The sequence below is a fragment of the Vibrio cincinnatiensis DSM 19608 genome, assembly GCF_900167345.1.
GTDB lineage: Bacteria > Pseudomonadota > Gammaproteobacteria > Enterobacterales > Vibrionaceae > Vibrio > Vibrio cincinnatiensis.
In genome coordinates this window covers 43149-58824 of record NZ_FUXB01000006.1, presented here as the reverse complement: position 1 = coordinate 58824, position 15676 = coordinate 43149, and the positions used below count along the sequence as shown (strand labels likewise).

Below are 15676 nucleotides of genomic sequence, written 5' to 3'. Positions count from 1 at the left end.
ATTACCTTTCTGGTGGCAACGCACGAGCGGCCTGTAACACATGTAAAATGATTCGTTGCCGATGAGTTTCCACCCGATGAGCAGGTGCCATCACCGAAATTGCCCCTATCAATTTACTTCCTTTCATTACCGGGGCACTAATGCCTGAAACACCGGGATCGATTTCAGACGTGCTCACGGCATACCCATGGCGACGAATTTTTTCCAATTCTGCCTGCCATTTTTCCATGTGGTTTTCTTCCCCAAAATAGCGCAGGATTTTTTCACAGCGCTGGGCTGGCATATACGCCAATAACACTTTAGATGAGGCACCACGAAGTAGTGGTTGACTTTGACCCTGGACGAAGCTACATCGAAGTGCCTGCATACTTTCTTTTTGGCTTACACACAATGCGCGGTATCCCACCGGCACCATGTACGCCGCCATCTCCCCCGTTTGTTTTTGCAAGCGGCTTAGTACCGCTTCCACTGCATCTAGGTTGTGTTGGCTTGTTTCATAGCTCCGCATGAGCAGTAACGCCGCGGGGCCAATAATCAGTGTTTTGTCGTGAGGGCTCTCTTCAATTAAGTTCCACTCTTTAAGGAGTTTTAAATGTCGATACAAACTACTGAGTGGAACTTGTAATTGCTCACTTAACACTTTTGCCGATACAGGTTCCTCATTCACCGCTACTTGCATTAACAACTGAAGCGATTTTTCATTAACCTGGCTGGCAGAAGATTTGCTCTCATTCATGGGTTCTTTTTAGCCTTTATTGTCTTTTCACTCAAACTTTTATTCTTATATAGCGAGAATCTTACTTCATTGAAAGCATTGCTTTCTTATATACCGAGAAAAGAACAAAAATAAATCAATTGAAACAATAAAAAGGAGATGGGCTTCACTGGGTTAGTCGAGGTATACAAAGACATATAAGAATCCGGATGTTTAGACGGCTATAAATTGACAAGAGGCGAGGGAGCGATTAGTCTGCACCTCTTCGTTCTTCCAGAAAATCAAAGTTGTCATTTGCATGTCCCCAAATTCCTCTACCCATAAAATCATCGCGCCTTCAGCCACCGCTCTGATTCCACTGTTGGTTTTTTTAATGCTTTTCATTGGCGTAGGCACCTATTTAACGGTTCAAGGGGTTGAATTTGCCTTTTATCAATTGCCCGCACCGATTGCGATTTTACCAGCGGTGATCATCGGGTTATTACTCAGCAAAGACTCGCTGAACCGAGCAATTGAACAATTTATCCGTGGTGTCGGCCACCCAGACATTATTGCCATGTGTTTGATTTATTTGTTAGCGGGAGCCTTTGCTGCGGTAGCAAAAGCTTCTGGAGGTGTTGATGCAACGGTGAATCTTGGGTTGTCAGCCATTCCAACGGAACTGATTCTTCCCGGAATTTTCATCATCTCCGCTTTCATTGCGACCGCAATGGGAACCTCTATGGGAACCATTGCTGCGGTTGCTCCAGTGGCCTTTGGGATCGCTGAGTCATCCGGTATGAGCCTGCCTTTGACCGCTGGTGTTGTCTTAAGCGGCGCAATGTTTGGAGATAACTTATCCATTATTTCCGATACCACCATTGCCGCCACTCGCTCTCAGGGCTGTGAAATGAAAGATAAATTCAGGGAAAACATTCGCATAGCTCTGCCTGCGGCACTCTTTTCACTTATTTTATTTGCTTTTAGTAGCGCAGCTACACAAACACCGGAAACGGGCGATATCGAGTGGTTAAAAGTCATGCCTTATATGATGATCTTAGCGCTCGCCATATCTGGGGTTAATGTATTTGTGGTTTTGACGGTGGGAATACTGCTCGCTGGCGGAGTCAGCTTAGCCGACAATGACCAGTACGTATTGACCAATCTAGGGCAAGATATTTATGCCGGATTTGGCAACATGCAGGAAATTTTCTTACTCTCAATGCTGATTGGTGGCCTCAGTGAACTGATGCGCTGCCAAGGAGGACTCGCGTTTTTAACCCAATTTATTAGCCGAGTGATCCACCTGTTTGGTCAAAAACACTCTCACATAGCCAATAGTCGGGCGAGTGAATTGGGAATCGCGGGATTGGTTGCTTTAGTCAATACCTGTACCGCCAACAACACCGTGGCGATCATTGTTTCTGGTGGCATCGCACGTGAGCTGGCACAAGAAAATGCGGTAACGCCTCGCCGCGCTGCCAGCTTATTAGATATTTTTTCTTGCGTCATGCAAGGCATTCTGCCTTATGGTGCTCAAGTCTTACTGCTGGGTTCTATCTTTAAATTATCACCATTGGCCATTATTGCTCATTCCTACTACTGTTTTGCTTTAGCTCTCGCGGCCATGATAGCAATTTTCTTAACGCATCCGACACGACGACAATAGAGAATAACCATCAAGCGATGCCGATACAGCATCGCTTGAATCGTAAAGGTTACAACTTAAAGGTCGCCACTTTTGCACTCAGCTCAGCGGCTTGCTGTTTCAAGGTATTGGATTGGCTCAAACTGTCCTCTGCGCCATCAGCCAATTGTTCCGTCACATCTTTAATCGCCGTGACATTTTGTGTTATTTCGCTCGTAACATGAGTTTGCTCTTCCGCAGCGGTCGCTATCTGTGTCGCCATATCACTAATTAATGCCACCGCTGCATTAATTTCTTCCAAGGCATGAGTGGCTTTATCGGCATCCTCAACCGAATTAGCCGCAAGCCCAGAACTGCTTTCCATTAATGTGACGGCGCGTTTGGTTGTTTCTTGCAACGTTTCAATGGTTGATTTGATCTCTTCAGTCGACGTGTGCGTTCGTTGCGAGAGCACTCGAACTTCATCCGCGACCACCGCAAAACCTCGCCCTTGTTCGCCTGCCCGTGCCGCTTCAATCGCTGCATTTAACGCCAACAAATTGGTTTGCTCAGCAATGCCTTGAATGGTCGCTAATACCGTAGAGATTTCTTGCGCATGCTGATTTAACGCAGAAATAACGCTACTGGCTTGAGAAACTTCTTGCGCCAAATTATTGATCGAGGCTTTGGTATTCAACACCAGTGTGCGTCCGTTATTAGTACTGGTTGCTGAATCTTGTGCAGCTTGGGCCGTTTGTTCCGCATGAGAAGCAATCTCTTGAGTTGCCGATGCCATTTCGGTCACAGCGGTTGCTACCATCGCCACTTCCTGCTGCTGTAAACCCAACTCTGAAGCGGATTGATTAGCCCGATGCGCACTGCGTTCAGATTGAGCCGTCAACTGTTCAGACTGATGACGAATATGGCCAATGAGTTGCTGCAAGCTTGCCACAAACGTATTGAAACTATTGGCTAACTTACCTACTTCATCATTATTTTCGACGGTAATGCGTTGAGTTAAATCCCCGCTACCATTAGCAATTTGTTCCAATGCCTGAGAAACATTATTAAGAGGGCGGAATAAGATATTACACAGCAGGTTAAACAATATGGTACACACCACCACAACCAACAAGGTTACCAGTAGCTGTCCCCATAGCGCATCAAACAGCGGAGCGATGAGTGATGAATAGTTAATCACGACGACTGAGCTTAATGCAGTTCCTTCAATGGCTCGTGCAAAAAGAACATTGTTCTCACCATGAATAGAAACCTTGGTATATTTACCCGAACGCTGAGCCGCTTGGATCTCATTAAAGTTTAGCCCCAATTCAGAAACACTTTTATTCAGTAATTGGGTATTTGAATGAGTAAAGATATTGCCTTGCTGGTTGACGATAAACATATAACCGGAGCCAGGCAAAATGACTTGTTTCATGCTGTTGAGGATATCGGTGATCTCTACATCAGCCCCCAACACCAACGCCTGCCCATGCAGGTTAACCGCTTTACCTAAGGAAACCACATTTGCCCCTGTAGCAGCGGCAACGGTTGGATTATCCATAAAGACCGCATTCGGATTCGCTTTGGCATTGATATACCACCCCCATTGGCGAGGATCATTATTGCCTGGAGGTAAAACAACCCCATTCGCATTATGTTGCGAGCCGTCTGGGTAAGCGAGAAAAACATTATCAAATGAAGCTGAATGTTTAACTTGTTTTAGGTGAGTCACTATAGCATCCGCTTTAACTTCTTGAGATAAAGAAGTTAAAGCTCGCTCTTTTGATATCAGCCAATCCGTCACATATTGGTTATAAGAAGCCGTTGCACTTTGTAAGCGCTGCTCAACCTCGACATCCAAACGCCCTAATGCCGCCTTGAATGAAACAGCTTCAACTAATACTCCCCCAATGATAATGGCGATACTGGCAGAAATGGCCAGTTTATTTTTTAATGATAGATTTTTGAACATACTCAGTCCCGGTCGTTAACGCTATGTACCTCTGTTTATGAAGTACTTTTTTATTTGGTGGACATTATAATTTTTAGCCTCAAAATTAATGCGAACTGCTCGGCGAATTTGTTTATTTTTTGCTAAAAATAATAGACGGTAAAATTATAAACAAAGATAACATTGACGAAACAAAATAAAGCGTGCATCAGTCAAGAGACATTTGATGAATAATATGACTTAAAAAAGCCCCCCCTTTTGTCTATACATTCTTTTTATCATCATGCTTGCTATGCTCTATCGTCATTATTATGACTATAGTTGATAGCGATGAAAAAGCGGCATCCGCTTAATAAAGTGTGAACTGTTTACAAAAATTCTGTGCGTTTATGCAACACACTAAAAAGCCCTACTCATTGAGTAGGGCTGAATAAAGCGAAGATATTATTGGGTTGAACAGTCAGCAATACCCACCGCTTTCCAAACACCCCAAGCGCCAGATTGGGTCGGATCATCACCTTGTGTCCACCACTTGGCTTCCCACACAGTTCCAGACCAAGTCACTTGGTTACCCCCCACATAGACAGCCGAAGCATCCCAAAGATTTTCACATTGGTCACCTGAGCTGACCGCCGATACGACAACCGATGTCGTAGCAGAAACACTGGCTTGCCCATCACTTACCGTGACTGTAAAGCTAAGGATCGTGTCTTGTGTATATTCCGCCGCCGTAAAGATCACTTGATCATTCTGAATGTGAGCATTGATACCGGCGGGCAACGCCCAACTAAAGGTCAACGTATCTTGGTCTGCATCGCTTGACGCGGAAGCATCAACAACAACAACATCCCCCGCATTTACTTGGCTTGGTGCTGAAATGCTGGCAACCGGTGGTGTGTTTTCCACTTCTCCATCTGTCGCTTTTACGGTGATTTGTACCGTAGCAGACCCCATAGCCCCTTCGTCATCGGTCACGGTCAATTTAAAGGTTAATACTTCCGTTTCTGTCACTTCACCAATAGTAAAGCTCGCTTGTGCCGAATTAGCATTCGTGAGCGTTACCGTAGGTCCAGATAACTGCTGCCACTGATAGCCAACAATGGTGCCATCGCTGTCTTTGGATGCACTCCCATCGAGTGTCACCGTAGCCGGTCCAATAACGATTTGTGCCACACCCGCATTCGCAATGGGATCACGATTAACCGGAGGCGTTACGCCGCCCACTAAACCTTCATGCATGGCATTAAGAATATCACCATTGTCCGCATCAATTTCCCACGAAAATAACCCAGCTAAACCAAGGCTACGCACATACGCCCCTTTGGCTTTAACTGAACGTTCATCGTCAAAAGTAATCAGCTCACCCGTGGTACGATTCCATACCCAAGGTGCTTCGGCTTGAGCGTCATAACCATATTCAAACCCATTAATACCGCTATTATTCGCTCCTAACATATAAGACTTGATGCCTTTATAATCGATAACGCCATCCTCCCAAACGCCTTGGGTCGTAGAGCCTTTTAGCTTACCATTCCCAACTCCCGTCATCGGGTCAGAAGGATCGGTTAACGACGATGGCATGACCCCTTCCCAACCACGGCCATACATCGCCGTACCTAGAACCAGTTTATTGGCTGGAACGCCTTGAGCGAGCAATAGCTGAATGCCATTATCCGCAGTATAAGCAGGGCCACTATACGGTTTACCATTCTCATCCAAGCCCGTTCCATCACACTGACCAGGGCGCATAAAGTTGCCACAATAAAGTGCAGTTTGGTGGCCAACAACGTTATTCCAACCACCATAAAAGTCGTAGGTCATGGCAAAAATATAATCCATGTACTGAACCGCTTGACCATAGTCGACATCTTCTATTTTATCGTGACCAACACCAATTGCCGAAGTCAGTTCATAGTAACGCCCCGTCTCTGCTTCTAATTCGTCAAGCATTAAGCGTAGTTCTTGCATGAGAGCAATATAAGCGGGGCCGTCATTGATAGGATCACCGAGATCGGGAGCCGCACCATCACCACCGGGGAACTCCCAGTCAATATCCACACCATCAAAGAATTTCCATGTTTGTAAGAAACGTTTTACAGAAGCTACAAAGGTGTCGCGGTTGGCTTTCGTGGTAAAGTCATAGAAAGGATCAGATAAGGTCCATCCCCCCACTGAAGGTAAAATTTTCAGATCAGGGTAGCGCTGCTTCAGTGCCATTAACATGGCATAGTTGCCTTTAATCGGCGAACTGTACTGATGCCCCGCTTGTGGAAAACTTTTTTGATACGCCGCCCACGGGTCATGAATAACCACTTCATAATCGGGTACGCCTTGACAAGCCGTCATGAGTGCATTGTAGCTATTCCCTCCCACCGATTTTACTGATTCATTGGGTCCACAAATGGGAATAAAACCATATAAAATATGAGTCAAATTCTGTGCAGGAATATTATCGACCGTATAGTTGCGCCCATAGATACCCCATTCAACAAAATAGGTTCCAACAACGGTATTAGGATCAAGTGGATAAGTTTTATTATTGGGGTCCACATTCATGGTCAGAGGTGCAAGGTGTGAACCATCCGTATCGGCAATGATCAACTCTGTAGGTGCACTCGTACTGCATGAATGATTATCACAAGCGGCAATTTCTAGCTGATAACGTCCGCCTTTATCATAAGTAAAACTGGCTGTAGTTTGACTTCCTTTGATTGGGCCTGAAGCTACTTCTGTACCATCGAACAACACTTTATAAGTATGCCCAGTCTCCCCACTCCATTGGTTAAAGGTGAGAGTAATTGGCGCTTGATCATGGTATTTGACCATCTGCTTGTAACCCGCTGTGGTTTCCATAGCGAGTTTAATTTTAGAAAATTGTAGGTTGTTCGACCCATAAATATCAATGCTCGGGGCCGCAGGGGCTGCCATTACTGCTCCGGAAAGCACGAAAGTAATAGTCGCAGCACACAGAGTCATACGGTTCATAGTAATCTCTCTTATATCTTGTCGATTACACTCAACATGAGTGATGGCTGCTCTTCCACGGCTAAAGAAAGAACATCAACGAGGAGTATTTGATAACCAAGACAATTTTGAAAATCTCGTGGTAGGCTTTACGAGTCATCACGATCATTTCATGGAACGGATTCATTGCCTTACACGGCAAATTTAATCTTGAGCCAAGAAACCGTAATTTTTTCCACGTAAAGTAGAAGAGTCGAGATTTTCAGCTACTCACTCACCCAATGATGTTCACCAAGATGAAGTTTTGATGACAAGGTAAAACTTCATACCGTGAATGCTTGATTTTCTGGCAGACAATCGGCAACCTCACCGTTGAAAACGCGTACGCGACCAAAAGGATAGATCCAATGAATAAAATCAAAACGTTATCATGCATTATGGGAATAATGTTAAGCGCTTCAGCTATGGCAAAAGTTACTATTGAAATTCCAGATACGATCGAACTACTGGTTGTGAATGGTGAAAAACCACAAACATCTGGCCGCATTTTCTCTGCCAATAAAACGGTTGACTTAGAAGATGGGGAACAACAAATTGTTTTTCGTTATCAACCCTATTTTACTCAAGGAAGTGATCGCGTTCGGGTTGAAAGTGATGTCATCGTGGCAACCTTTCAAGCACAAGATCAAGTACTGACTTTTGATATGCCGCAATATCGCAATGCCCTTGAAGCAGAAAAAAATATCAAAATGATGGAATGGTCATTGCAGGATAAAAACAATACCACCATTACCATGCGTCAAGATCGTTTGATCAAACCCGGCATGCAAATTGGTCGAGACTATCCGCAAGAGATATTTAAATATAATTTGGAAGGAGGCCCAGCCGCCATCTCTACGACATTGGGATCCTCAGTATCAACGATGACCGTCAGTGGTCATACCACAGATACCACAGCGGAAGAAATGTTGCACTTTTGGTATAACAAAGCAGATGCTGACACAAAAGCACGCTTTAAAACCTTCGTTAATCAATAATGAAATGAATAGCAAATGAAAAATAAGGGCCTCACAGATATTGCAGAAGCCCTTATTTCATCACTATTGCTCAATTCAAGAAGAAACTAGTTCCAGAACAACATCGCTATTGCAGACAAAATCACAATACACGCGATATTAAGAACCATCCCCACTCTCATCATTTCATGTTGTTTAATGTGGCCTGTAGCAAACACAATGGCATTAGGAGGGGTCGCCACAGGGAGCATAAAGGCACAAGAAGCCGCAATGGCAATCAATACCGAAAGAATGATGGGTGAAACACCAAGCACCTCGGCAATCCCAGCAAAAACAGGGATAAGCAAAGCGGCACTGGCGGTATTACTCGCAAACTCGGTTAAAAACACCACAAAAGCGGCAATAGCGATAATAATAAAAAGAATATTCAAATCTGAAATTAATGCGCTCAATTCATTAGCAAGGAATAGGCTGGTTCCTGTTTGTCTCAGAATATTACTCAAACAAATACCACCACCAAATAGTAGCAATACCCCCCAGTCCGCCGTTTTTTCAATATCTTTCCAGTGCACGACTCGAGCAACACTCACTAAAATAATGGCACCAAGCGCAATGATAGTATCAAAGCTTTTGAAACCACCTAGCATAGCATTCACAGGTTTACTAAAAATCCACAAAGCAACCGTGAGGGCAAAAATCGCCAAGGTCACGACTTTACCTTTATCCCAATCCACAACCTCATGATTGAGTTCAAATTGACCACTTAGGTTGGGTTTAAGTAGTAGATAAAGCAGGATAACAGCAATCGGAAGCATAATGATCGTCGTTGGAATCCCAAACTTCATCCATTCAGAGAAAGAGAGACCAACCTGAGCCGCCGCAATCGCATTCGGAGGGCTGCCCACCATCGTCGCAATCCCCCCAATACTGGCACTATAAGCGATACCAAGTAGGACAAAAACATAAGTATTATGCCCTTTATCTTGATCCACTTTGCTCAAGATCCCCAAAACAAGCGGTAGCATCATGGCTGCGGTCGCGGTATTACTGATCCACATCGAAAGCGCTGCCGTAACCCCAAACAGCATAAAAACCGCCACACTAAAACGGCCACGCGCCATCAGTAATACTTTATCAGCAATCACCTTATCCAAACCTTGTCTATGCATGGCTGCCGCCAAAGCAAAGCCCCCCAAGAAAAGGAAAATAACAGAGTTGGCAAAATTATTCAGCGCGGCTTGAGTTTCAAAAACGCCAAAAATGACCGCCATAATCGGCACTAAAATTGCCGTCACTGTCACGTGTAAGGCTTCGGTTAACCATAAAATGGCGATGAAAACCAAAATACTAAGACCCAAGACAACATTAGGATCAAAGGGAAGTACATTGAGAAGTATAAAAAACAGAGCGATGTCGGCAAGGACAATCAGACTGTTTCGGTTAAGCAACCACTCTCGGGTATTGTTGGGCAAAGGGACACTATCATTTCTGTTCATTATTATTCTTCCTTATCGGGCCAATCGGCAATCAGTATGATCCCATAGATTCAAACAAGAGGATAATTATTATTGCCAAAATGTTAACCTTATCAAAACTATGGCTAATAATTTAACACCTTGAAATAATAAACCTTCTAAGCAATGAAACCATTAACATAACAAAAAAAATCGCCGTCCAATTAAACAATTCATAATCTCAATAGCTCAAGTGGAAAAGATTTTCATGACACCCATTCCCGCTCGGTTCTATCTATGAAACAATAAAAATAACAATCATATCGATTATCTAGCTATGTACGGAATCTTTGAACAACTGCAGTTCTCTTTATCCATTACCGGCCCTATCTGTTTAATGCTGATACTGGGTATTTTTCTCAAACGTATCCAATTAATTAATGAGAACTTTATTGATGTCGCCTCTCGTCTTGTCTTTCAAGTAACTTTACCCGCAATGCTGTTTTTAAGTATTGTTGGTGAAAAACATGATTTTTCCTCTGGTATCTCATTGATTCTTTTTGGCTTAATCGCTAATTTTTCTTTTTTCTTATTCACCTGTTGGATGAGTAAGAGAAAAAGATTCTGCTCACTGGATAAAGGCGTGGTAATACAAGGGGGATTTCGCGCCAACACCGCCATTATTGCTCTTGCTTATGTTGCTAACCTCTACGGAACATCCGGTGTTGCTCTTGCTGCCCTTTATGTGGCCTCCAGTACCGTGCTTTATAATATTCAAGCCGTTATTATTTTATCCCCGACAGGAGAGGCTCACGGCACTAAAGCCCCGAACATCATGTTCAAAACATTAACCAAAAACCCGCTGATTATCTCTATTGCACTGGGGATGTTCTGTTATTGGGCCTCTGTGCCAATCCCATCTATCGTTACTGATGCAGGCCGATACTTTGCCAATATGACACTTCCACTAGCCCTTCTCTGCACTGGAGGGTCACTGGATATGCAATCATTAAGAAAAGATACCGCTTCCACTTGGTTCGCCACACGGTATAAATTGATTTGGTCTCCACTGCTTATTACAGGAACGGCTCTCTTGTATGGGTTTCGAGGAAGTGATTTAGGGATTATTTTTCTGATGAGTGGCGCCCCAACAGCCGCGGCGAGTTATGTTATGGCAAGAGCCATGGGAGGGAATGCCACGCTGGCGGCCAATATTATTGCCCTCACCACCGTTCTTTCTCTCTTTACCTGTACACTGGGCATTTTCCTGCTCACGAATTGGCAGTTGATTTAATAGAATGACGAGAGGTAAAAAAGGCCCTAATGGGCCTTTAAGTCGATGAGCTCATGCATCATCACGAACGCTTATAAAATACCGTGGCTAAAGGTGGAATACGCAAGAATAATGACTGTGCTAAGCCTTGGCTCACTACCTCTTCGGTAGACACCGATTCCAACACCGCAAAATCACTTCCCCCATAAACCGCACTGTCAGTATTGAGTAACAATTGGTAGTCAGCTGCCTGTGTCACTCCTAAACGGAAAGCGTCATGAGGTACTGGGGTAAAGTTGGTGATCACTAGAATACGCTCCCCTTTTGCATTCAGACGCTCATGAGCAATGATGCTCGCCTCTGCTTCATCTTGCAAACGCCACTCAAACCCTTGCGGATCACAATCTAATTCATGCAGTGCACTTTCCGCACGATACAAGTGGTTCAAATCTCGCACTAAATTTTGAACACCTTTATGACGTTCAAATTCAAGTAAAAACCACTGCAACTGATCATCATGGTTCCATTCGGCGGTTTGAGCAAATTCCGCTCCCATAAAGTTGAGTTTCTTGCCTGGCTGACCATACATATAGCCTAAGTAGGCTCGCATATTGGCCGTTTGTTGCCATTCATCACCCGGCATTTTATAAATGAGGGACTGCTTACCGTACACCACTTCATCATGAGAAAGTGACAAAACATAATTCTCACTAAACGCATAAATCAGTGGAAAAGTCAGCGTATTGTGGTGGTATTTACGATGAATAGGATCTTCTTTGATGTAAGACAAGCTGTCATGCATCCATCCCATATTCCATTTAAATCCAAACCCTAACCCCCCCATAAAAGTCGGGGCTGAAACGCCAGGAAATGCCGTTGATTCTTCCGCTATCGTCATCGCATTCGGGAAATGCTTATACACTTCCTCATTCATCCACTTCAAAGTAGCGATGGCATCGTAGTTTTCACGGCCGCCATCCACATTGGGAATCCATTGATCATGACTGCGGGAGTAATCGAGATAAAGCATCGATGCAACCGCATCAACCCGAATGCCATCGATGTGGAACATGTCGAACCAATACAAGGCATTAGAGACTAAAAAGCGTCTGACATGCTCACGACCTAAATCATAAATGTACGAGTTCCAATCTTGATGCCAACCACGACGAGGGTCGGGATCATGGTAAAGCGGTGTACCATCAAAATGCGCTAACCCGTGAGAATCCGATGGGAAATGAGCAGGAACCCAATCTAATACCACCCCAATGTCGGCTTGGTGGCACTTATCGACAAAATACTTAAAATCGTCTGGAGAACCATAACGGCTGGTCGGTGCAAACAGTCCAACAGGCTGATATCCCCATGAACCGTAGAAAGGATGTTCTGAAAGTGGCATTAACTCAACATGGGTGTACCCCATATCTTGTAAATAGGGCACTAATTCATCGGCTAATTCACGGTAAGTTAAAAAGCGACCATCAGCAGCACGTTTCCATGATCCGGGGTGCAATTCGTAAAATGATAACGCTTGCTTGCGTTTTTCTGTAACAGCCCGCTGCTGCCAGCTTGAATCTTGCCAATCATAACGCTGATGATTATAGGTAACAGAAGCAAAAGAGGGATGCTGCTCAGCATAAAAGCCCCATGGATCGGCTTTATGTGGCAGGCTCTCACCATGTGGCCCTTTAAGTTCAAATTTATACTGCGTTCCTTCCGGTAAATCAGGAACAAAGAGGCCCCAAATACCGTAATCAAGCCGTTGCATTGGATGACGACGACCATCCCAATGGTTAAACGCACCAATTAAACTACAAGCCGAAGCGTGAGGCGCATAAACCAAAAAACGAATACCGCTGACTGACTGCCCGTCGCGCTCTAATGTGACAAACTGTGCCCCCATTTGATGATACATCTGCTTGGGGGTATGAAGATCGTCATACTCAGCATATAAGGCATGATACTGGTAAGGATCATCAATGATTTGCTCAACCCCCGACCAGTTAATGGCTAATTGGTAATGGGTAAAACGTAAATTTTGGTCAGATTTTAGGATAAACCCGCCATTCTCTTCTGGCGATAACTCAATTCTTGGCTGCCCTTCTACTAATAATTCAACGTTATCCGCCCCTGGCATCCAGACCCGTAGTGCACCTTGTTCTGTTGGAAGATAAGGACCTAGAAATGAAAAAGGATCAGAAAAAGCAGCATGAGATAACTGATGGTAGGCTTGCTGTTTCTTGGATGGTTTCTTTATAGGTTTCAATATTCCTTCTCCTAACTGACTCTCTCAAAATGGAAAAAGGCCCGCACAAAGCGGGCTTGCTAGCGTGAAAAAATAACCAGAGAGCTCTTATCAAAAAAAAGTAATCTATAAGAAAACTCAATAATTATCTGGTTATCTCGTTAAAGACATCTTAGCGAACTCCAACCAAACGTGGAGTGACCTAGCCTTAATTTATGAAACTCATAGCAATAAAAATGAGATCATTTATCTGTCGACTAATGAGCTTTCGCTCGTGTTTCGGTCAGTTTTGCTGCAATACGATTAACATCTTCACGAGCGAACAATTCATCTAAATTCATTGAGAGTTTGCGACGCCAGTTAGGGTATTCGTTGACCGTACCAGGAATATTCACGGGTTTATCCATCTCTAACCAATCTTCCAACTGTACACTGAGCAAAGCAGAAGATCCCGCCGCGACATGCAGTTGTAACGCTTCACTTAAATAAGAGTCCATCGGAACCAACTGTGCATCTCGCCCAACGCCTTCTGGCAAATAGCCATGCCACGCAACGGAATCAAGAATACCTTGCTTACATTTCAAACGATCAGCAAACAGCCCTTCGAGTTGTTCTTCATCTGGATAAAGACCAATTTCTCTCCCCATTTTCAAATCATCACAATGCCAGAAACCACGCAAGGTCGGCATATCATGGGTACAAAGTGCCGCCATAGATTGTTCTGCATAATGTTTAGGAGAAATAAAACCGCCGTCATCTTTGGATGTTTCAAAGAAAAAGACTTTATAAGAATGCACCCCGGCATCTCGTAGGAGTTCTACAATTTCATCCGGAACCGTACCCAGATCTTCGCCTATCACACTACAATGGTGACGATGGGATTCTAAAGCGAGAATCGCCAGCATATCTTTAACAGGGTAATATACGTATGCACCTTGTGTTGCATTTTCACCTTTCGGGATCCACCATAAGCGCAATAATCCCAACACATGATCAATACGTAGTGCGCCACAATGTTTCATGTTTGCACGTAGTAGTTTGATATAAGCATCATAGGCTGTTGCTTGTAAAACCTGTGGGTTCAGTGGTGGCAATCCCCAGTTTTGACCAAGAGGGCCAAGCACATCTGGCGGAGCACCAATACAGGCGTCTTGTACTAAGTTACCCTTATCCGCCCATGTTTCTGCACCTGCATCAGACACTCCCACCGCAAGATCACGGTAAAGTCCTACCGTCATCCCTTTCTCATCAGCCAGTGATTGAACTTCACTGATTTGGGTATCGGCAATCCACTGTAGATACATATACAAATGTACCTGATCTTGGTGTTCCTCAATATATTTCTGTACGGCGACATTATCAAAGTGGCGATATTTTTCAGGGAACACCGGCCACCCCCACACGGTATCGTCTTGGGAATGCAAATCGACATGCAAAGCATCAAATGCGGCTTGGTGTAATAAACTTTCTCCACCCTGTTCGACAAAATTTAAGAATGCTTGCGCCCGATCTGTATTTTTATCTAAATGGCGAGTTTTAAACTCCGCAAAAAGCAGCGGTAACACACTCATTTTGAGGTTGGTAACTTCGCTGTAGTTAACCCAGTGTGTTTCACGAACTTTTTGTAACCGTTGCTGGAACTCTTGGCTTCCGACTTGTTGCTGGGCTTGTGCACTTAAAGCAAATTCAGGAACAGAGCTCACATCAATGTATAAAATATTCAACCAACGACGAGAAGATGGGCTATATGGGCTCGCCCCTTCTGGGTTAGCAGGAAATAATGAGTGAATCGGGTTAAGGCCAACAAAGTCCCCCCCACGCGATGCAATATCCGCCACTAATTGTTTTAGATCGCCAAAATCACCCATTCCCCAGTTATGCTGGGTACGCAAGGTGTAAAGCTGAATACTGGGTCCCCACAGCTTCTTGCCTTTCTCTAACTCTGGTTGCTTATAACAGGCTTTCGGTGTAATGATCAGCGTCATGCTGTAAGGCGTCTTACGACGTTTACGCGTGATCAATAGGGTATGATAGCCCCATGGTAAGTCGCTCGGTAAAGCAAACACTAAAGGGCCACCTTCTGCCCTTTCGTCACGAACGATTTGCGACTGAAGATAACCTTCAAAAATGTCGCCTTGCTCAGTTTCTAGTCGCCAGTTAAATTCACTCTCACGAGCACTCACCCCTAAATAGAGAGGGACCTCAATAGCCTCACCATCTGAAACGACCAGCACAGAATCGAGAACCTCTTTCTTATGCTTTTTCTCTGCCGATTTCAATAGTGCCTCATCACGGCTTACTTCATAGCCCATAGACGCCAAAAGACGACGTATTGTGTCGTCTGAAACGCTCGCTTCCTCGCCCCATGCGCTTATATAGCTGTCGGCAATGTTTGCCATCTCAGCGACTTGTTTTAATGCATTATGTTCTTTCATCGCTCTCTCCGAAG

Annotated in this window: 9 protein-coding genes; 3 read left to right on the top strand and 6 right to left on the bottom strand. The window is 44.3% G+C overall.

All coding sequences use genetic code 11. The features are described from left to right. Nucleotide 1: 1 nt before the first annotated feature. Entirely contained in the window at nt 2-736 is a 735-nt protein-coding gene (locus B5D54_RS06920; RefSeq protein WP_078925805.1) for an IclR family transcriptional regulator, read from the bottom strand. 277 nt (nt 737-1013) lie between these two features. Between B5D54_RS06920 and B5D54_RS06915 the strand changes: the two genes are divergently transcribed. Next, entirely contained in the window at nt 1014-2363 is a 1350-nt protein-coding gene (locus B5D54_RS06915; RefSeq protein ID WP_078925804.1) for a Na+/H+ antiporter NhaC family protein, read from the top strand. 49 nt (nt 2364-2412) lie between these two features. On the opposite strand, the gene B5D54_RS06910 is transcribed toward B5D54_RS06915, so the two are convergent. Next, entirely contained in the window at nt 2413-4296 is a 1884-nt protein-coding gene (locus B5D54_RS06910; protein ID WP_078925803.1) for a methyl-accepting chemotaxis protein, read from the bottom strand. Nucleotides 4297-4719: 423 nt separating this feature from the next. Next, nucleotides 4720-7260 carry a glycosyl hydrolase family 18 protein gene (locus B5D54_RS06905; RefSeq protein WP_078925802.1) on the bottom strand — a complete coding sequence of 847 codons (2541 nt, stop codon included), beginning with the start codon at nt 7258-7260 and terminating at the stop codon, nt 4720-4722. Nucleotides 7261-7646: 386 nt separating this feature from the next. Between B5D54_RS06905 and B5D54_RS06900 the strand changes: the two genes are divergently transcribed. Continuing rightward, nucleotides 7647-8276 (top strand): DUF2057 family protein, encoded by a 630-nt coding sequence (locus B5D54_RS06900; protein ID WP_078925801.1) that lies wholly within the window; start codon nt 7647-7649, stop codon nt 8274-8276. A gap of 86 nt (nt 8277-8362) precedes the next feature. Here B5D54_RS06900 and B5D54_RS06895 read toward each other — a convergent pair whose 3' ends face one another. Next, the gene (locus B5D54_RS06895) at nt 8363-9751 is read right to left on the bottom strand and encodes an SLC13 family permease (protein WP_078925800.1); all 1389 of its coding nucleotides are present in this window, start codon (nt 9749-9751) and stop codon (nt 8363-8365) included. 295 nt (nt 9752-10046) lie between these two features. Here B5D54_RS06895 and B5D54_RS06890 point away from each other — a divergent pair, with 295 nt between their 5' ends. Next, nucleotides 10047-11003 (top strand): AEC family transporter, encoded by a 957-nt coding sequence (locus B5D54_RS06890; RefSeq protein ID WP_078925799.1) that lies wholly within the window; start codon nt 10047-10049, stop codon nt 11001-11003. A gap of 61 nt (nt 11004-11064) precedes the next feature. Here the strand turns inward: B5D54_RS06890 and glgB are convergent, their stop codons facing one another. After that, complete coding sequence (gene glgB, locus B5D54_RS06885; protein ID WP_172459856.1) at nt 11065-13248, bottom strand: 1,4-alpha-glucan branching protein GlgB; 2184 nt, start codon at nt 13246-13248, stop codon at nt 11065-11067. Between the two features lie 236 nt (nt 13249-13484). Beyond that, nucleotides 13485-15662, bottom strand: coding sequence for a 4-alpha-glucanotransferase (malQ, locus tag B5D54_RS06880; protein WP_078925798.1), 2178 nt, complete (start codon nt 15660-15662; stop codon nt 13485-13487). Between the last annotated feature and the right edge of the window lie 14 nt (nt 15663-15676).

Bases quoted from the DNA above. Each gene is read 5' to 3' on its own strand.
- B5D54_RS06920 (WP_078925805.1), bottom strand. From the start codon at position 736: ATGAATGAGAGCAAATCTTCTGCCAGCCAGGTTAATGAAAAATCGCTT.
- B5D54_RS06915 (WP_078925804.1), top strand. From the start codon at position 1,014: ATGTCCCCAAATTCCTCTACCCATAAAATCATCGCGCCTTCAGCCACC.
- B5D54_RS06910 (WP_078925803.1), bottom strand. From the start codon at position 4,296: ATGTTCAAAAATCTATCATTAAAAAATAAACTGGCCATTTCTGCCAGT.
- B5D54_RS06905 (WP_078925802.1), bottom strand. From the start codon at position 7,260: ATGAACCGTATGACTCTGTGTGCTGCGACTATTACTTTCGTGCTTTCC.
- B5D54_RS06900 (WP_078925801.1), top strand. From the start codon at position 7,647: ATGAATAAAATCAAAACGTTATCATGCATTATGGGAATAATGTTAAGC.
- B5D54_RS06895 (WP_078925800.1), bottom strand. From the start codon at position 9,751: ATGAACAGAAATGATAGTGTCCCTTTGCCCAACAATACCCGAGAGTGG.
- B5D54_RS06890 (WP_078925799.1), top strand. From the start codon at position 10,047: ATGTACGGAATCTTTGAACAACTGCAGTTCTCTTTATCCATTACCGGC.
- malQ (WP_078925798.1), bottom strand. From the start codon at position 15,662: ATGAAAGAACATAATGCATTAAAACAAGTCGCTGAGATGGCAAACATT.